Genomic DNA, 18594 nt, shown 5'->3' on the forward strand with positions numbered 1-18594 from the left:
CCGGTCAGGAGACCGCGGTGTCGACGGTGATGATCGACCGCTCCCACGGGTCCGCGGCCAGCCCGCTCACCCGGTCGGCGACGCCGAACCGGGTGCGGTCGTGGACCACCGGGACGACGGCGTCGGACCCCAGCACGGTGCGCTCCACGGCGAGCGCGACCTGGTTGCGGGCCGCGACGTCGGTCAGCTGCGACCCGGCGGCGAGCTCGGCGTCCACCGCGGGGTCGCAGAACTGCGACAGGTCGTACCCGCCGGCGCAGCCGAAGTCCGAGGCCAGGTAGGACAGCGGGTCGGCGGTGTCCTGGCCGTAGGACCGGCTCATCAGCACCGCGTCGTAGCGGCCGTCGAGGTAGTCGGCCTCCATGTCGGAGTACAGGCCCACCTGCAGGTCGACGGTGAACCCGGCGGTGCGCAGCGCGTCGGCGACCGCGGCGGCCACCTCGGGCATCTCGGCGCGGTCGGAGAACGTGGCCAGGCTGACCGCCTGCCCGCTCGCCGGCACGGCCGACGGGTAGGTGGGCGGCTGCCGGTCCGCGGCCCAGGTCGAGGTGGGCCCGAACAGGCCCTGCGGCGGGTCGGCCTGGCCCTCGTAGAGCGTGCCGGCGACGTCCAGGCCGGCCACCGCCTGCCGGGCGGTCTCGCGCAGCCCGGGGTCGGCGAAAACCGGCGAGGTGGTGGTCAGGTGCAGCGAGACGGTGCGCGGCAGCGGCACCGACTGCAGCCGGTGACCCGACCCGAGGCCGTCGACCTGGGAGACCGGAACGGCCTGGGCGACGTCGACCTCGTCGGCGCGCAGGGCCGCTGTCCGGCCGGTGCCGTCGGACAGGAAGGTGACGTCCACGCCGTCGGCGGCCGGGGCGCCGCCCCAGTAGTCGGGGTCGGCGTCCAGGGTCGCCCCGCTGGTGCCGGTGACCGCGGTCAGCTCGTAGGGGCCGGTGCCGGTGCCCACCAGGTCCGGGGACGACGGGTCGGCGTACGCGCCGGGGGAGAGCACCACCAGCTCCGGCGAGGTCAGCCGCTGCGGCAGCACCGGGTCGGGTGCGGCGGTGGCGAGGGTCAGGGTGTCCTCGTCGGCCGCGGCGACGGTCAGCTCCACGCCGGACAGCGCCCGCGGGCTGGGGTCGGCGTCCACCGCGTGCTGCAGGGACGCCGCCACCACGTCGGCGGTCATCGCCGTCCCGTCGTGGAAGGTGACGTCGTCGCGCAGGTCGAACTGCCAGGTGAGGTCGTCGACCTGGGTCCAGGAGGTGGCCAGCAGCGGCTCGGGTGCACCGGCCGGGTCCAGCCGGACCAGGGTCTCGGTGGCGCCCACGCCGTAGCCGATGACGGCGTCGTCGCTGTAGGGCGACAGCCCGGCGACCGGGGCGAAGGCGTAGGCCAGCCGGATCCGGTCGCCGTCCGCGGACGGCGAGGACCCGCCGCCGCAGGCGGTCAGGGTCAGCAGGGCGGCGATGCCCAGGGTGGTCCTCTTCACGGCTCTCTCCTCGCGAGCGGCGGGAGGTCCGCGACGCCGGGGGAGGGAACGGGCAGGGGTGACCCCGCCGTCGTCCGGACCCGCCCACGAGGTCGCCGACCGACCACGCGGGAGGCCGCGCGGCCGCATCTGGCAGGTCTTCGGACTCGCGGGCACGGGCACGGGTGCCCACCTACTGGCCGTCGCTTCCCAGGTCCGGGGACCCAGTGCTGATGACGGCGGTCGTTCCTGCTCACCGCTGCGGGGCAGTCCCGGACTCGCACCGGGTTCCCTCTTGCCCCGGCCGCCTCGCGGCGGCCGGACCAGCTGCGCCGCCCACCCTAGAGGCACACTGGCCCGGTGGCGGTCGAGGAGCTGGTGGCCGGTCTGCGGGCGGCCGGGTTGGCCGAGGTCGAGGACGGCACCCGGCGGCGCGCGGAGTACAGCTCCGACGCCTCCAACCACCGCGTGGTGCCGACCGCGGTGGCCTACCCGCGGGACGCCGACGAGGTGCTGGCCGCCCTGGCGGTGTGCCGCGAGCTCGCCGTCCCGCTGACGATGCGTGGCGGCGGCACCTCGATCGCCGGCAACGCGATCGGACCTGGCCTGGTGCTGGACACCTCCCGGCACCTCACCCGGCTGCAGGCGCTGGACCCCGACGCCCGCACCGCCGTCGTCCAGCCCGGCGTGGTGCTGGACCGGATCACCGACGCCGGTGCCCCGCACGGGCTGGCCTACGGCCCCGACCCGTCGACGCACTCCCGGGCCACCATCGGCGGCACGATCGGCAACAACGCCTGCGGCGCGCACGCGATGAGCCTCGGTCGGGCCGCCGACACGGTGGTCTCCCTGCAGGTGGCGACGGCGGCGGGCGAGGTGTTCGACGCCGGGCCCGGGTCCGCGGGCCCGGTCGACCTGTGGCCGGTGGTGGACGCCAACCTGGCCGCCGTCCGCACCGGGTCCGGGCGGTTCCGCCGGCAGGTGTCGGGCTACTCGCTGGAGCACCTGCTGCCCGAGCGCGGCCGGCACGTGGGCCGGTTCCTGGCCGGCTCGGAGGGCACCCTCGCCGTCCTGCTGCAGGCCACCGTCTCCCTGGCCGAGGTGCCGGCGGCCACCGCGCTGGTGGTGCTGGGCTACCCGGACATGCCGGCCGCCGCCGACGCCGTGCCCGGGCTGCTGCCGCACGCGCCCCGTGCGGTGGAGGGGATGGACGCCCGGCTGGTCGACGTCGTCCGCCGCCGCCGGGGGGCCGCCGCGGTGCCGGATCTGCCGCGCGGCGACGGCTGGCTGTTCGTCGAGGTCGCGGGGGAGTCGGCCGCGGCCGCCCAGGACGCCGCCCGCCGGCTGGTGGCCGACGCCGGGGCGCTGGACTCCTTGGTGGTCGGCGGCGCCGACGCGCTGCGGCTGTGGCGGATCCGGGAGGACGGCGCCGGGCTCGGCGGGCGCACCCCGGCCGGGGCGCCGGCCTGGCCCGGGTGGGAGGACGCCGCCGTCCCGCCGGAGCACCTGGGCGCCTACCTGCGCGACTTCCGCGGCCTGCTCGACGCGCACGGCCTGGACGCGCTGGTCTACGGCCACCTCGGCGACGGCTGCGTGCACGCCCGGATCGACTTCCCGCTGGCCGACCGGCCGCACGTGCTGCGCGAGTTCGTCGAGGCCGCCGCCGACGTGGTCGCCGGGTACGGCGGGTCGGTCTCCGGCGAGCACGGCGACGGCCGGGCCCGCAGCGAGCTGCTGCCGCGGATGTACGGCCCCGAGCTGCTGGCCGCGTTCGCCGCGGTCAAGCACGCCTTCGACCCGACCGGGCTGCTCAACCCCGGGGTGCTGGTCGACCCCGAACCCCTGGACGCCACCCTCCGGCTGCCCGCCGCGCACCCGCTGCCCAGCCGGGCCTTCCCGCTGACCTCGGACGCCGGCGACCTGTCGGTGGCCGCGCACCGCTGCGTCGGGGTGGGCCGCTGCCGCGCCGACGCCACGGCCACCGGCGGCGTCATGTGCCCGTCGTTCCTGGCCACCGGCGACGAGAAGGACTCCACCCGTGGCCGCGCCCGGGTGCTGCAGGAGGCGGCCAACGGCACGCTGGTCGGCGGGCTGGGCTCGCCGGAGGTGCTGGAGTCCCTGGACCTGTGCCTGTCCTGCAAGGGCTGCGCGGTGGACTGCCCGGCCGGGGTGGACATGGCCACCTACAAGGCCGAGGTGCTGCACGCCCGGTACCGACGCTGGTGGCGGCCGCGGTCGCACTGGTCGCTGGGCTGGCTGCCGCTGACCGCCCGGCTGGCCGCCCGCGCGCCCCGTCTGGTCAACGCGGTGCTGGGGACGGCGGCCGGGGGTGCACTGGCCCGGGCCGCCGGCGGCATCGACCGGGACCGCGAGCTGCCGCGGTTCGCCGACCAGACCTTCCGCGCCTGGTTCGCCCGCCGGGCGCCCGGCACCGGTGAGCCGGTCCTGCTGTTCGTCGACACGTTCACCGACCACTTCAGCCCCGAGGTCGGTCGGGCCGCGGTCGTCGTCCTCGAGGACGCCGGGTTCGCGGTCCGGGTCACCGAGCCGGTGTGCTGCGGGCTGACCTGGATCTCCACCGGCCAGCTGGACACCGCGCGCAGCCAGCTGGCCCGCACGGTGGCCGCGCTGGACCTGGGCGTGCCCGTGGTCGGGCTGGAGCCCTCGTGCACCGCCGTCCTGCGCGGGGACGCCGTCGAGCTGGTGCCCGGGCCGGCCGCGCAGCGGGTCGTGGCGGCCACGCACACGCTGGCCGAGCTGCTGGCCACCAAGCCGGGCTGGACACCGCCGGACCTCACCGGCGTCCGCGGGGTCGCCCAGCCGCACTGCCACCAGCACGCCGTCCTGGGCTGGGCGGCCGACCGGGACCTGCTGGCCCGGGCCGGCGCGGAGGTGGCCGCGGTCGGGGGGTGCTGCGGGCTGGCCGGCAACTTCGGGGCCGAGGCCGGCCACCACGCCGTGTCGGTGGCGGTGGCGGAGACCGCGCTGCTGCCCGCCGTCCGGGCGGCCGGGCCGGGTGCCGCCGTCCTGGCCGACGGGTTCTCCTGCCGCACCCAGCTCGACCAGCTGGCCGGCGTCCGGGCCCGGCACCTGGCCGAGGTGCTGGCCGCGGGAATGGGCGCCGACCTCAACGGTTGAACGTTGAACTACAGTGCAGCAGAACCCGTCCCGAGGAGGACCCATGCACATCGGCGTCGACAGCTTCGTGGCCGCGGTGACCGACCCGACCACCGGTGAGGCCATCGGTCCGCAGCAGCGGATGGCCCACCTGCTCGAGGAGATCGCCCTGGCCGACCAGGTCGGGCTCTACTCGTTCGGGATCGGCGAGCACCACCGCCCCGAGTACTACGACTCCGCGCCGGCGATCATCCTGGCCGCCGCCGCAGCCCGCACCGAGCGCATCCGGCTGGGCAGCGCGGTCACCGTGCTCTCGGCCGCGGACCCGGTCCGGGTGTTCCAGCAGTTCGCCACCCTCGACCTGATCTCCGGCGGCCGCACCGACCTGGTGGTCGGGCGCGGCTCGTTCACCGAGGCGTTCCCGCTCTTCGGCCTGCCGCTGAGCGACTACGACTCGCTGTTCACCGAGAAGCTCGAGCTGCTGCTGAAGATCCGCGACGAGGAGAAGGTGACCTGGTCCGGCCAGCACCGCCCCGCGCTGACCGGCCAGGGCGTCTACCCGCGCCCGGCCCAGGCCGAGCTGCCCATCTGGGTGGGCGTCGGCGGCAGCCCGGAGTCCTTCGCCCGGGCCGGCCTGCTCGGTCTGCCGCTGATGGTCGCCATCATCGGCGGCGAGCCCCGGCAGTTCGCGCCGCTGATCGACCTCTACCGGCGGGCCGGTGCCCAGGCCGGGCACGCCCCGGAGAAGCTCCAGGTCGGCCTGCACGTGTTCGGCTACGTGGGGGAGAGCACCGAGGCCGCCTCGGACACCATCTACCCGGGCTGGCACGAGATGTTCACCAAGGTCAGCCGGGAGCGCGGGTTCCGCCAGCCCACCCGGGCGCAGTTCGACGCCACCTCCGGACCGGACGGCGCCTTCTTCATGGGCTCGCCGCAGACGGTGGCCGAGAAGATCCGCCGCATCTCCGACCAGCTCGGCGGGGTGGACCGGTTGTCCATCCAGATGACCAACCCCCGGCTGGCGCACGACGACCTGCTGCGCGGCATCGAGCTGCTGGGCACCGAGGTCGCCCCCGCGGTCGCCGACGCCTGAGCCGGGCCACCCGGTCGGGTGACAGCACCGGGCGCACCTTCAGCGTGCGCCCGGTGCCGCCGACAACCAGGCCGTGTGGACTCCCGCCCCGTGGTCTCCCCGCCGGACCACGCGTCGGCGGGGTACCCCGCTGTGGGCCCTGCTCCTGGTCCTCGTCCTGCTGCCGGTCGCCGGCCTGACCACCTTCGCCGTGGTGCTGGCCGGCCGGGCCTCGGCCGCCGCCGACGCCTCGGCCTCCGCCGCGGTGCAGGTGCACGCCTTCGGCCGGCTGGCCCAGGCGTCCGCCGCCGTCGACCAGGAGCTGCTGGTGCTGGTGGTCGCGGCCGCGCTGGACGACCCGGTCGTGGTCGCGCGGCTCGGCATCACCCCGGAGTTCGGTGCTGCGGTCGCGGGGACCGTGCTCACCGCCGCCGACCGGGTGCGCGCCGCGACCGACGAGCAGCTGGCCGCCGCGCGCGCCGTCCCGGCGTCGGCCGCGGCGGCCGAGGCGGCCCAGGCCGAGGTGGCCGAGCTGCGGGCCGAGGTGGACGGCGGGACCACCCCCGAGCTCGCCGTCCTGCGGGCCGACTGGACCGCCGTCTCGGACCGCCTGCACGACCGGCAGGACGCCGTCGTGGTCGCCGCCGCCAGCTCGGGGACGACCACCGCCACCGTCGCCGCCATCCGGGACGTGCGCCTGGTCGCCGACCTGGCCGCCGCGCTGAACCCCGACGCCGTGGACTACCTCGGCTGGCTGGTCGGGGCCGGGACGCCGGAGGCGCCCACCCGGCAGTGGGCGTGGCTGCAGTCGCACAGCGCCGTGGCCCTGGCCCGGCAGAACCTGCGGTCGGTGACCGACCCGGCCATGCTGGCCGAGACGACCGACCTGGCGGTCACCTCCTCGGCCCGGGTGCTGGACCAGACGCTGTCCCTGGCCACCACCTCGGGCGTGCCCGAGCTGACCTCGGGCCAGCTCCGGGCGCTGGTCCTCGCCGCCTCCGCGGTGACCCAGCAGACCTTCGACGTCCTCGGCGACGCGGTCGACCGCGCGGCGTCCTCGGCGTCCCGCGACGGGGACGCCGCCGCCGACGAGCGGGACGCGACCCTCCTGGTGGCGGCGCTGTCGGTGTCGCTGACCGTGCTGACGCTCTGGCTGGTGGGCCGGCAGGTCACCCGGTCGCTGCGCCGGCTGTCCGAGCAGGCCGAGGAGGTCAGCCAGGGCCGGCTGGTCGACGTGGGCGTCGGCGGACCGCGCGAGGTGCGCTCGGTCGGCCGCGCGCTCGGCGGCGCGGTGGCCGGCCTCCGCCGGATCCAGGCCCAGGCCGGTGCGGTCGCCCGCGGCGACCTGGCCGACCCCGTGCTGGACGAGTCGTTGCCCGGCCAGCTCGGCGAGGTCGTGCACGCCTCGGTGCAGCAGCTCGTCGAGGCGTTCCGGCAGCGCGACCGGCTGCAGGAGGCGCTGGCCCACGAGGCCGCGCACGACCCGCTGACCGACCTGCCCAACCGGGCCCGCGCGCTCCAGCTGACCACCGCGGCGCTGCACCGCGCCCGGCGCACCGGCAGCGCGACCGGCCTGCTCTTCGTCGACCTCGACGGCTTCAAGGCGGTCAACGACCGGGCCGGCCACGCCGCCGGCGACGCCGTGCTCCGCGCGGTCGGCTCCCGGATGCGCGAGGCCGCCCGGGCCGGCGACACGGTGTGCCGGCTCGGCGGGGACGAGTTCGTCGTCCTGGTAGAGGCGGTCGCCGACGTGTCCGAGCTGGCCGCCCTCGGCGAGCGGCTGGTGGCGGCGGTGTCCCTCCCGCTGACCGTCGCCACCCCGACCGGGCCCCGCCCGGTGACCGTCGGCGCCAGCGTCGGCGTGGCGCTGGCCCAGGACGGCCAGGTGGACGGCGACGAGCTGCTCGCCCAAGCCGACGCCGCGGTGTACCGGGCCAAGCACGCCGGCCGCGGCCGGGTCGAGATCTTCGACGACGGCCTGCGGGCGCACATCGACGAGCGCCGCGACGTCGAGGTGGCGCTGCGCCGCGGGCTGGCCGCCGACGAGGTGCACGTGCTCTACCAGCCGGTGGTCGACGTGGCCGGCGGTGCGCTGGTCGGGTTCGAGGCACTGGCCCGCTGGGAGCGCCCCGGCGTCGGGCTGCTGGCGCCGGAGGCCTTCGTCCCGGTGGCCGAGCAGAGCGACCTGATCTGCGAGCTGGACCGCTGGGTGCTGGCCAGCGCGGTCGGTCAGCTGGCCCGGTGGCGGGCCGAGCACGACCTGGCCGGCGCCGGGGGACCGACCGTGTCGGTGAACGTCTCGGCGCGCTTCCTGGCCGAGCCGCGGGTGACCGACACCGTGCTGGCCTGCCTGGTCGAGGCCGGGCTGCCGGCGTCCTGCCTGGTGCTGGAGATCGCCGAGCGGGCCGTGGTGGAGGCCCCGGTGCTGCTGTCGCACCTGGCCTCGCTGCGCGGGCTGGGGGTCTCGGTGGCCCTGGACGACTTCGGGACAGGGACCACCTCGATCGGTGCGCTGCGGCACCTGCCGGTGGACACGCTCAAGGTGGACGGCCGATTCCTGTCCACCGACCCGGCCGACCAGCGGCTGGTCGCGCTCATGGTGGCCACCGCGCACGCCAGCGGGCTGACCGTGGTGGCCGAGGGCGTCGAGCAGGCCGCCGTGCTCGACCGACTGGCCGCCGACTCCTGCGACGCCGCGCAGGGCTTCCACGTGTCGCTGCCGCTGACCGTCGCGCAGGCGTCGGACCTGCTCCGGGCGGAGGTGTCCGGCGCCCCGGTCGGCTGACCGGGGCGCCGGACCACCCGCTCAGGGGACGAGGATCGCCCGCCCGCGGACGCGGCCGGCGTCCAGGTCGTCGATCGCCTGCTGGAAGTCGGCCAGCGCGTACTGCTGGGTGTGCAGGGTGACCTTCTGCTGCGCGGCCAGCGCCATCAGCTCGACCAGGTCGTTGTAGCTGCCGACCAGGTTGCCGATGATGTTGATCTCCGCGGAGATCAGGTCGATCGTCGGGACGTCGATGTTCTCGCCGTACCCGACGATCAGGTAGTCCCCGCCCTGCCGGGTCATCGCGATGCCCTGCTTCGTGGACCCGCCCTCGCCGACGAAGTCCACGACCACCTCGGCGCCCTTGCCGCCGGTCAGCTCCAGCACCTGCTCGACCTGGCTGCCGTCGGCGACCACGGCCTGGTCGGCGCCGATGCCCAGCGCGAGCTTCACCGCGTCGGGGTTCCGGTCGACCACGATCAGCTCGGCCGGGGAGATCGCGGCCAGCACCTGGATGCCGATGTGGCCCAGCCCGCCGGCCCCGATCACCACGCACCGGTCGCCGGCCCGCAGGCGGCGGGCCGCCTTCGCGGCTGCGTGGTAGGCGGTCAGGCCGGCGTCGGCCAGCGCGGCGACGGCGGCCGGCTCCAGCGAGTCGTCCAGCACCACGCAGCTGCGCGCGGTGGTCAGGATGTACTCGGCGTAGCCGCCGTCGCTGTCGATGCCGGGGAACCGGTTGGCCTCGCAGTGCACGTCGTCGCCGAACCGGCACGCACGGCACAGCCCGCAGGTGACCAGCGGGTGCAGGATCACCTTGTCCCCGACGGCCACGTTGGTGACCGCGTCCCCGATCGCGTCGACCCAGCCCGCGTTCTCGTGACCGATCGTGTACGGCAGCGCGACCTGGGACTTCTCGGCCCACTGGCCCTCGAGGATGTGCAGGTCGGTGCGGCATACGCCGGCGCCGCCGATCCGGACGACGACGTCGTGCGGACCGCTCACCTCCGGCTTGTCGACGTCGGTCATCGCCAGCTGCTGGTGGTAGCCGGTGACGCGTACGGCTTTCATCTGAGGACCTCCAGGGGGAGTGCGGAGTCGACGGAGGGACGGAACACCTGGTCGGCGTCCGAGCCCGGGTAGCGGGTGGTGAGCAGGCCGCGGCAGAAGTGCGCGTTGCCGTCGACCGAGATCCGGACCGACCGGGCCCTGCGCAGGGTCAGCGCGACCTGGCCCGGCTCCGGCGGGGTGCCGTCGGGGGCGAGCAGCACCGGGGACGTCGGGGTCAGCGGCAGCCGCAGCGCCGCCCGCCGGGACAGCAGGGAGTCGGTCTCCCGGCCGGCGGGGAGGTCGCAGAGCCGGAGCGCGGCGACGTCGTCCTCGGTGCGGGCCGGGTCGGCGCGCAGCCAGGACGTGAGCGCCCGCTCCATCGCGGCGGTGTGCGCCTTGCGCTGGAACGTCGCCCGAAGCTCGTCCAGGGACTCCTCCGCCTCGTGGCCGAACGTGCCGCGGTAGCCGGCGTCCGCGGCCAGCCCGGCGTTGATCAGGTCGGAGTCGTGGTGGTCGTCGAGCTCGACCACGACCCGGCCCACGCCCGGGACGGCGCGCACGGCGTCCCGGGCGTCGGAGACCATCAGCCAGGCGAAGTTCGGCGCGCAGAACGAGGTGGGCAGCCGCAGGTGCACTCGTACGTCGCAGCCGTCCGGGCCCTCGACCGCCACCGACCGGACGAAGCCCAGGTCGGTCACCGGCTCGTCGAGCTCGGGGTCGATGACGGTGTCCAGCGCCGTCCGGACGTCGGCCTCGGTGACCCGCTGCTCGGTGCTGCGCTGGAGGACCGCCGTCATCAGGCCATCGCCAGGTTCTTGTCGGCCGCGTCGGTGTCCCGCGGGCCGGTGGCGGTCTCGTCGGCGTCGGGCAGCTGCAGCTCCGCGGGCACCGGGAGGTCGTAGAGCTTGGCCGCGTTGAGGCCGAGGACCTTCTTCTTGGTCTCGGTGGTCAGCGGGGCGTACTCGGTCAGGTCCTCCGGGATCTGGAAGTCCACGAACTTCTCGACCAGCCACTTCGGCGTCCAGATGGCGTAGTCGCTGGAGAACAGGATCCGGTCCTCGCCGATCCAGTAGAGGAGCTCGCCCATGATCTGGGCGAAGTAGCGCGGCCGGGAGTGGATGAACGGCATCGCGACGGCGAGGCCGGCGACCACGTTGGGCTCCTGGGTGGCGATCCAGCAGAAGTCCTCGAGCCGGGGCAGCCCGCAGTGCTCGACCACGAAGGTCAGGTCGGTGAAGTCGGTGGCCACGTGGTCGACGTCGGCGACGTCGAAGGCGTCCCGGTCCAGCGGCCGGATGGTGGGGCCCTTGTGCACGTGGATGTTGCGGATGCCGAGTTCCTGGCAGAGCGCGAGGTAGCGCTGGGCCATCGGGTCGGTGAGCTTCCAGCCGCGGGACTCCCCGTGCCAGTCGGCGGTGTAGAGCTTCACGCCCTTGAGGTCCATCCGCTCGTGCGCGGCGCGGAGGGCGTCGAGGCCGTTCTCGCCGTCCCGGGGGTCCCAGTAGTGGTTGTAGGTGAGCTTGTCCGGGTGGGCCTGGGCGAGGGCGAAGGCCTCCTCGGTCTGCCCGAAGCCCTTGGCGTAGAACTCGGCGAGCCGGGCCGGCTGGAAGATGGCGTGGTCGACGATGCCGTCGACGAAGACGTCGCGCATCAGCCGCTCGCCGCCCTGGTAGAGGTACTCGTCGTAGGACCAGACCTCGGCCTCCGGGGACAGGTTGCGGTGGTAGTCGTAGAAGCAGTCGATGAACTGCTTGCCGTGGATGTTCCGCTGGTTCTCGGGGCGGGCGTCCCAGAGCGCGATGTGCGCGTCCACGACGAAGTAGTCGGTGCCGTCCTTGCTGTACACGGGGTCCTCCTCGAGCCGGGTCCGCACCCCTCGTTGGGCGCCGGACCGCTGCCGACGCTAGGGCGGCATGCGCACCCGGCTCTACGGCCCGGTGTCTCACTTTGAGACGTGGACCACTCGTGGCGGACGGGCCCGGGCCCTACGGTCGTGGTGCGCACCGAGGCGTCGAGGGGGTCCCCGTGGTCGAACGGCCTGCCAGCCCGGTCCCGTCGGCCCGCCCGCGGGTGCGGGCGTCGTGGGTCCGCAGCGAGCGGTACGGCGTCTCCCCGGACGGCGTCGAGCCGGTCTTCACCGGCGCCGTGGACACCGGCTCGCTGTTCTACGAGTGCGGTGCCGAGGTGCTGAGCCAGCTGCACGGGACGCTCGGGACCGAGCCCGTCGGGCTGATGATCACCGACCACGAGGGCCTGGTGCTGGCCCGCTGGTCCGTGGACGCGGACATGAACCGGTCGCTGGACCGGGTGCACCTGGCGCCGGGCTTCTACTTCGGCGAGCAGACGGCGGGGACCAACGGCCTGGCCCTGGCCCTCGCCGACCGGGTGCCGGCGCTGGTCCGCTCCGGCGAGCACTTCGTGGCCCCGCTGCGGCGCTACACCTGCGCCGCGGTCCCGGTGCTGGACCCGCGCAGCGGCGACCTGGTCGGCAGCATCAACCTGACCACCTGGTCCGACGCGTCGTCGGACCTGCTGCTGGCGCTGGCGCAGTCGGCGGCCGGCAACACCAGCGCGCTGATGCACGTGCGGGCCGGTGGGCAGCCGGTGCGTCCGCTGCCGCGCGGCGAGGTCTTCCACGTCGTGGCCGACCGGCTGCCGGCCGGGGATCCGTGCGCCTCCCGCGGGTGGCAGGAGGCGGTCGGCGCGGCGCGGGACGCGGTGTCGGCCGGCCGGGTGCTGGCAGTGGTGGGGGAGCCGGGGGCGGGCAAGTCCGCGGTGGCCACGTTGGCGCGGCAGGGGAGCCGGCGCCGGGAGCGGGTGCTGGTGGCCCGGCCGCCCGCCGCCGAGGACGTAGAGTCCTGGTTGGCGCTGTGGTCCCCGGCGTTGGCGGCGCCCGACACCTGCGTCGTGGTGGCCGGGGCGGACGCGCTGCCGGCCTGGGCGGCCGACGAGCTGGTCGCGGTGCTGCCGGACGGCGCGGGCCCGGTGCGGCCGCTGGTGCTCACCGCGTCGTCGTTCGCCGCGTTGCCGCCGGCGCTGGCCGGACTGGTGGACGCGGTCGTGGAGGTGCCCGCGCTGCGGTTGCGCCCGGAGGACGTCGAACCGCTGGCCCGGTCCTTCGCTCGGGAGGCGCGGCACTGCGACGTGCGGTTCACCCCGCGGGCGGTGCGGGCGCTGACCACCTACGGCTGGCCGGAGAACGTGCGGGAGCTGCGGTCGGTGGTGCGGGAGGCGGCCGGGCGGACCGACCTGGTCGACCTCGCCCACCTGCGGCCGGAGGTGCTGGCCGGGGGCGACCGTCCGCTCGGCCGGCTCGAGCAGCTGGAGCGCGACGAGATCCTGCGCTGCCTGACCGTGCCGGGTGCCACCGCCGTGCAGGCAGCGGCGGAGCTGGGGATCTCCCGGGCCACGCTGTACCGGAAGATCAACCAGTACGACCTGCGGATCCCCGGCAGGCGTTAACACTCGCGGACCAGCACGTCGGGATCGCTGACCCGACCACCCAGAACCGGTCCGGTCGTGGAGGCGGCGGGCGGGGTTGCCGTCGTCCACCCGGAGCGCCATGGCGCGTCGACCCCGACGGGGACGGTGCCGCCCGACCCGCGCCGGGACCGGTCAGAACGGCGGCGGGTCGTCGTGCGGCGGGGAGGGGGCGGCGTCTCCGCGGTTGGTCGCCTCGCCGTGCTCGATCTGAGGTGGTGGCTCGGCGGCCGGGTCGAGCAGCCGCACCAGGTGGTCGAGGCCGTGGCCCATCCCGGGTGGTCGGGTGGTGCGGGTGACGCCGGAGGGCGTGGTGACCGAGAGGACGCCGTCGGCCGTCATCGCGAATCGCCAACCGGGGGCGTGCGTCTTGAGCCGGTGGTGCCGGCGGCAGAGCGTGCACAGGTTGGCGCAGTCCGTGGGGCCGCCGTGCTGGTGGGCGAGGACGTGGTCCGCGTCGGTCCAGAGTGCCGGGCGCGAGCAGCCGGGGTGGCGGCAGCCCCGGTCGCGGGCGGCGATGAACTGACGCTGGGCGGCGGTGGGGCGGTAGGCGGTGGTGGCTGGTGGAGCGTCCAGCAGCGGGCACCCGCACGACGGGGTGTCGGCGCCGGGGTGCTGCGGGCAGGCCCGGGCGGCCACCCGGCGCAGCTCGGGTCCGGTGACCACGGCTCGCAGTCGTCCGGTGTGCGGGTCGGTGACCGCGACGTCGAGGGACCCGTCGTCGGGTGCGGTCAGCCCGTCGAGCCCGGCGTCCGACCACCGGGCCATCAGTTCCCGCAGGTGCGCGGAGGTCACCGGCAGGCCGCCGACCGTGCCGAGCTGGGATGGACCAGCGCCGTCCTCACCGGCCGGTCCATCTGAAGGTGCGGAGGTCCCGGTGGGTGGCCCGGGGTCAGCTCCAGGCTGGGGTGGGACGAGCGCCGGCAGGGGCGCGTGGATGGTGATGTGGGCGGTGACCGACGGCCGGGACGTGTCCCACGGCCGCAGGACCAGGTCGGCCAGCACGAGGGTGCGCAGCAGCCCGATGGGTCGGTCGTCGCCGTCGGCCTTCCACATCCGGGCGTAGCGGTCCGCGGTGTCCCGGCAGGCGGCGGCGATGTCGGGCTGCAGCGTGACCGTGAGGTCGGCCAGCCCGTCCCGCCTACCGTGCACCTGCACGTCGGCCTCGCGCTCGGCCCGCTTCCGAGCCCGGTCGGCGGCCTCGGCATCCCGCTCCAGGAGCAGGGCAGCCGTACGGTCCTGCAGCCGGTACGGACCCTCGCCCGCGATGGCCCAGCCCAGGGCCTCGGCCTCCACCGCGGCGACGACGTCCGCGGACACCTCGGGCTGCTGCCAGCCCAGCACGTGCACCAGGGCACGCGCACGGGCCAGGTCGATGTGCCCGTCGGCCAAGGCGTGCCACGTGGCGGGGAGCTGACCGACGAGCACCAACGCGGTGTTCGCGACGGTGTGCGCACGGGTGCGGGAGATGCCGAGCACTGCGGCGACCTCGTCGACGAAGAACTCGCTCACCCCGACGAACGACCGCACCGGCGACCAGCCCTCTACGGGCCCGCCGGGGGTGTCGGTCTCCTGCCAGAAGTCCGGTCGCAGGTCGGCCAAGCGGGCCACCACGCCGACCTCGTAGGCGTCCAGCGCAGCGCGCAGCCGGTTCACCGACACCATCTCGCCGGCGCACGCGACGTCGTCCAGCCAGGACGGGTCCAGCACCTCGCTCAACCGCGACGGCCGGTCCACCACGGTCTCCGGGCGGGGGCCGACCACGGCGACGGCCAACCCCACCCCCAGCCGCGGCTCCGTCGTCATGACCAGCACGCTACGAGGGGGGTACGACACTTTCGGGGCTCGCGGAGCACTGCACCATTGGGCGTCTTGTCCGGACCATAGGGCGTCTCGTCCGGGAACTCGGCCCGAGCGCCCGTGACGACGAGACCTGGTCATCGGCTCCTGCGGAGGCCCTGGCCGGCACCGTCCTACGACGGTCTCTGCCCAATGTCTCGTCGACCACTCCGGAGAAATCTCGAAGGAGCCGCCGGCACGATGGGTGGCCTAGATGAGTAAGTCCGAATGACACGGGTGTGATTTCAGGGCGGGGGGTGCTGGGGTACGGGTTGTGACGACCGACCTCAACACCCTCCTGACCTCACTCTATGTCCGCATCGACGACTACCTGGGCCCTCGCTCACGTGTGGGGCGCCCTCCGCGGCTGACCGACGCCGAGNTCAGGGCGGAGGGTGCTGGGGTACGGGTTGTGACGACCGACCTCAACACCCTCCTGACCTCACTCTATGTCCGCATCGACGACTACCTGGGCCCTCGCTCACGTGTGGGGCGCCCTCCGCGGCTGACCGACGCCGAGCTGCTCACCTTGGCCGTGGCCCAAGCGCTACTGGGAGTCCATTCCGAGGCCCGCTGGCTGCGGCAGGTCCCGGCTGCACTGCCCGGTGCGTTCCCCTACCTGCCCGAGCAGTCCGGTTACAACAAGCGGCTGCGTGGGGCGTTACCGCTGCTCAAGCGGCTGATCCGGGTCCTGGCCACCGACACCGACCTGTGGGCCGACCCGGTGTGGCTGGTGGACTCCACCCCGGTGGAGTGCGCCCGATCCCGGCCCACCGTGCGGCGCTCGGAGCTGGCCGGGGTCGCCGGCTACGGCTACTGCGCCAGCCACTCCCGCTGGTTCTGGGGCCTACGCCTGCACCTGGTGTGTACCCCGGCCGGACTCCCGGTCACCTGGGCGCTGGCCGATCCCAAGATCGATGAACGTCAGGTACTGATGTGCGTCCTGGACTACGACGGTGACCTGATCACCGAACGGCCCGGGCTGCTGGTGCTGGCCGACAAGGGCTACATCTCCGCCGAACTGGACGACTACCTGCACGCCCGCGGCGCCGACCTACTGCGCCCCTCCTACCGCAACCGCCCACCACGCCCCGGCCAGCACCTGCTCAAACCGGTCCGACAACTGGTCGAATCGGTCTTCGACACCCTCAAAGGCCAGCTGGACCTGGAACTCCACGGCGGTCGCACCCTCACCGGTGTCACCGCACGCATCGCTCAACGACTGCTGGCCCTGACCGCCGCGATCTGGCACAACCGCGCCACCGGCCAACCAGTCACAAGATCACTGATCGCCTACGACCACTGATCCAATCGGACTTACTCATCTAGGGGTCTGCGAGCGACTCCGAGCCGGTCCGGCCGATGACTGGGGAGCGCACCGACCGCTACGAGCAGGCGCACCAGCGCCTGGAGGAGCTGGTCTGGGTGGTGCCGGTGGTCCGGGTTGGCCAGGACGGGGCCCGGAGACCCGGTCCGAGAGGTGGGGCGACGGTGGCGGGCCCTCCACGGGGCGGGCGGTGGGGCTGACGCGTCGTGCCGGGCACCGGGTCGCGGCGGCCGGCCGGGCGGTCGGGAGGATGAGGCTGCCCCGCCACCGATGAACGAGGAGTCCCGTGCCCGAGCCCGCGCCGGTCAGCAGCATCCTGTTCCCGGGGCGGCACCACGTGCTGACCCGGTTCCAGGCCGAGCACCTGCGGGCCCTCGTCGCCGGGGAGCTCGCCGACACCGACGGTGTCGCGGTCGCCTGCACCGGCGACGTCGCCGTCGTCTGGGCGGTCACCTCGGCCAACCACCGCGGCACCCGGCGCAACCCGGTGCCCGCGCACCGCCGGGAGGCCGCGATCGAGCGGTTCTGCCTGGCCGAGGACCTGACCGGCGTCGTCGTCGGCGTGGTCGACGTGGCACCCACCGACCGGTTCGCCGAGCTGACCGTCAAGACCGTGGCGCACGAGACCGGCGGCCGGTGGGCGCCGGACCCGGCCGACACCGTCGTCGCCTGCTCCACCGCCTCGGTCGCCGCCATGTACCGGGCGCTGGGGTACCGCATCGTGCCCGTCGAGGACGGCTCGCCCGACGACCCGGCCCGGCCGTGGGACGTCCTCGAGCTGCTGGTGGCCGGCGACCCGGCCTGGCGCGAGCTCGCCCACCCGGCCACGGTCGCCGTGTTCGACCGGTACGGGCTGGCGGAGTCCACCCGGGTCATCTGCTCGGACCCGGTCGTCGGCTCCGAGGGCGGGCTGACCGCCACCCGGGAGTACCGCTCCTACATCGCCGCCTTCGAGTCCGCGGCGCAGCGCAAGTGGGACCAGGCCCGGCCCTACGTCCAGCCCGGCCGGATCGTCGACATCGGCTGCGCCACCGGCGCGATGCTGGAGCTGGCCGCCGCCGAGCCGACGCTGCACGAGTCGGACCTGTTCGGCATCGAGGTCGCCCGGCACCTGTTCGACGAGTGCGAGCACCGCCGCGCGCAGGGCGCCTTCGCGGCCAACCCGAACACCTTCTTCGTGCAGGCCAACGTGCTCAACGGGCCGGTCTTCCCGCCGTCCACGGTGGACACCACGACCACCTTCGCGCTGACCCACGAGATCCTCAGCTACGGCGGCGGGGTGCCTGCCCTGGAGGAGCTCGCCGCCAACGTCGCCGCGCACACCGTGCCCGGCGGGGTCTGGGTCAACTCCGACGTCTGCGGACCGGCCGACGGCGACCGCCGGGTCCGCCTGCGGCTGCGCACCGACGACGGCGACCGGCCCGCGGCACCGGTTGACCTGGCGGCGCTGCCCGCCGCCGACGTCGCCCCGTACCTGGAGGGCCTGAGCACCCGCGCCCGGTTCGACCAGTTCGCGCAGGACTTCCGGCGCGCGGCCGGGGTGCCGTTCGGGGTCGACACCGACGGGGACGACGTCGTCCTGCGGCTGGCCGACGCCATGGAGTTCCTGTCCAAGGTCAGCTACACCGACAACTGGCTCAGCGAGGTGCACGAGCAGTTCTGCGCCCTGGACGGCGACGCCTGGGCGCAGCTGGTGCAGCGCGCCGGCTTCGAGGTCGACCCGCGCTCGGGCGCCTGGCGCAACGACTGGCTGGTCGAGCACGTGTTCGCCCCGATCGCCCATCTGCTGGACGCCGCGACCGGGGAGCCGCTGGAGTGGCCCGACACCCACGTGCTGCTGGTGGCCCGCAAGCCCGAGCTGCCCGGGCTGGGGTAGAGCTCAGGCAGTCGTGGACCAGCCGGTGCGCAGCAGCGAACCCAGCCCGGCGGGGGACGACGCGTCGGCCATCGCCGCCCCGCGCACCCAGCTGATCGCCAGCACCGCCAGGAACAGGTCGCGCCCACGGACGTCGGACCGGGCCCGGCCGGCGTCCTGGGCCGCGGTCAGGAACTCCTCGGTCGTCGTCACGTAGCCCTGGCAGGTCAGGGCCAGCGGCGAGCTCTGCTCGGTGACGGCGGCGCGCAGCGGGTCGGGCAGCCCGTCGAACGCGGTGGCCCAGGTGCCGAGCGCCGCGAGCCAGCCGTCCAGGGCGACGGCCGGGTCGGTCCCGCCGGTCCGGATGGCGTCGCGGCGGGTGATCAGCTCCTCGTCCCGGGCCGCCAGCAGGGCCGCCAGCAGTGCGTCCCGGGTGGGGAAGTGCCGGTAGAGGGTGCCCGGGCCGACGCCGGCCTGCTTGGCCAACGCGTCCAGCGACCCGGTCACGCCGTGCTCTGTGAAGTACCGCTCGGCGACGTCCAGGATGTGCGTCCGGTTGCGGGCGGCATCGGTGCGCGGCCGTCGTCCGGCTGTCGTCCCGGTCACGTCCGGCCTCCCCGGTGGACAATTCGGAGAACGT

12 protein-coding genes and 1 riboswitch are annotated in these 18594 nt (G+C 74.9%); of the genes, 6 read left to right on the plus strand and 6 right to left on the minus strand.

What is annotated here, in order from left to right; genetic code table 11:
• Positions 1 to 4: 4 nt before the first annotated feature.
• Positions 5 to 1474: an ABC transporter substrate-binding protein gene (locus tag LFA75_RS21050; RefSeq protein ID WP_225235538.1), complete on the minus strand. Its 1470-nt coding sequence runs from the start codon at positions 1472 to 1474 to the stop codon at positions 5 to 7.
• A 126-nt stretch (positions 1475 to 1600) separates the two neighbouring features.
• Positions 1601 to 1783: riboswitch (cobalamin riboswitch) on the minus strand.
• 30 nt (positions 1784 to 1813) lie between these two features.
• Here LFA75_RS21050 and LFA75_RS21055 point away from each other — a divergent pair.
• From LFA75_RS21055 to LFA75_RS21065, 3 genes are all read left to right on the plus strand, one after another.
• Positions 1814 to 4591, plus strand: coding sequence for an FAD-binding and (Fe-S)-binding domain-containing protein (locus LFA75_RS21055; RefSeq protein ID WP_225235539.1), 2778 nt, complete (start codon positions 1814 to 1816; stop codon positions 4589 to 4591).
• Positions 4592 to 4634: 43 nt separating this feature from the next.
• Positions 4635 to 5663 (plus strand): Atu2307/SP_0267 family LLM class monooxygenase, encoded by a 1029-nt coding sequence (locus LFA75_RS21060; RefSeq protein ID WP_225235540.1) that lies wholly within the window; start codon positions 4635 to 4637, stop codon positions 5661 to 5663.
• Positions 5664 to 5736: 73 nt separating this feature from the next.
• Positions 5737 to 8427, plus strand: a complete 2691-nt coding sequence (locus LFA75_RS21065; RefSeq protein WP_225235541.1) for a putative bifunctional diguanylate cyclase/phosphodiesterase — start codon at positions 5737 to 5739, stop codon at positions 8425 to 8427.
• A 21-nt stretch (positions 8428 to 8448) separates the two neighbouring features.
• Here the strand turns inward: LFA75_RS21065 and LFA75_RS21070 are convergent, their stop codons facing one another.
• The 3 genes from LFA75_RS21070 to LFA75_RS21080 are packed head-to-tail and all read right to left on the minus strand — an operon-like array spanning position 8449 to position 11299.
• Complete coding sequence (locus LFA75_RS21070) at positions 8449 to 9474, minus strand: NAD(P)-dependent alcohol dehydrogenase (protein ID WP_225235542.1); 1026 nt, start codon at positions 9472 to 9474, stop codon at positions 8449 to 8451.
• Positions 9471 to 10250: a metal-sulfur cluster assembly factor gene (locus LFA75_RS21075; protein WP_225235543.1), complete on the minus strand. Its 780-nt coding sequence runs from the start codon at positions 10248 to 10250 to the stop codon at positions 9471 to 9473. The genes LFA75_RS21070 and LFA75_RS21075 overlap by 4 nt, the downstream gene beginning before the upstream one ends.
• On the minus strand, positions 10250 to 11299 hold the full coding sequence (locus LFA75_RS21080; protein WP_225235544.1) for an amidohydrolase family protein: 1050 nt from the start codon (positions 11297 to 11299) through the stop codon (positions 10250 to 10252). The genes LFA75_RS21075 and LFA75_RS21080 overlap by 1 nt, the downstream gene beginning before the upstream one ends.
• Positions 11300 to 11478: 179 nt before the next feature.
• Here LFA75_RS21080 and LFA75_RS23920 point away from each other — a divergent pair, with 179 nt between their 5' ends.
• Entirely contained in the window at positions 11479 to 12915 is a 1437-nt protein-coding gene (locus LFA75_RS23920; protein ID WP_263639400.1) for a helix-turn-helix domain-containing protein, read from the plus strand.
• 153 nt (positions 12916 to 13068) lie between these two features.
• On the opposite strand, the gene LFA75_RS23925 is transcribed toward LFA75_RS23920, so the two are convergent.
• The gene (locus tag LFA75_RS23925; RefSeq protein WP_263639401.1) at positions 13069 to 14739 is read right to left on the minus strand and encodes an HNH endonuclease signature motif containing protein; all 1671 of its coding nucleotides are present in this window, start codon (positions 14737 to 14739) and stop codon (positions 13069 to 13071) included.
• A 445-nt stretch (positions 14740 to 15184) separates the two neighbouring features.
• Here LFA75_RS23925 and LFA75_RS21095 point away from each other — a divergent pair, with 445 nt between their 5' ends.
• Both LFA75_RS21095 and LFA75_RS21100 read left to right on the plus strand, forming a co-directional pair.
• On the plus strand, positions 15185 to 16078 hold the full coding sequence (locus LFA75_RS21095) for an IS982 family transposase (protein ID WP_225232589.1): 894 nt from the start codon (positions 15185 to 15187) through the stop codon (positions 16076 to 16078).
• A 307-nt stretch (positions 16079 to 16385) separates the two neighbouring features.
• Positions 16386 to 17975 carry a class I SAM-dependent methyltransferase gene (locus tag LFA75_RS21100; protein ID WP_225235545.1) on the plus strand — a complete coding sequence of 530 codons (1590 nt, stop codon included), beginning with the start codon at positions 16386 to 16388 and terminating at the stop codon, positions 17973 to 17975.
• Between the two features lie 3 nt (positions 17976 to 17978).
• Here LFA75_RS21100 and LFA75_RS21105 read toward each other — a convergent pair whose 3' ends face one another.
• A complete protein-coding gene (locus LFA75_RS21105; protein ID WP_225235546.1) occupies positions 17979 to 18560 on the minus strand; it encodes a TetR/AcrR family transcriptional regulator in 582 nt (193 codons plus the stop codon).
• Positions 18561 to 18594 lie beyond the last annotated feature (34 nt).

Origin of the sequence: Klenkia terrae (assembly GCF_900491935.1) — a bacterium.
GTDB lineage: Bacteria > Actinomycetota > Actinomycetes > Mycobacteriales > Geodermatophilaceae > Klenkia > Klenkia terrae.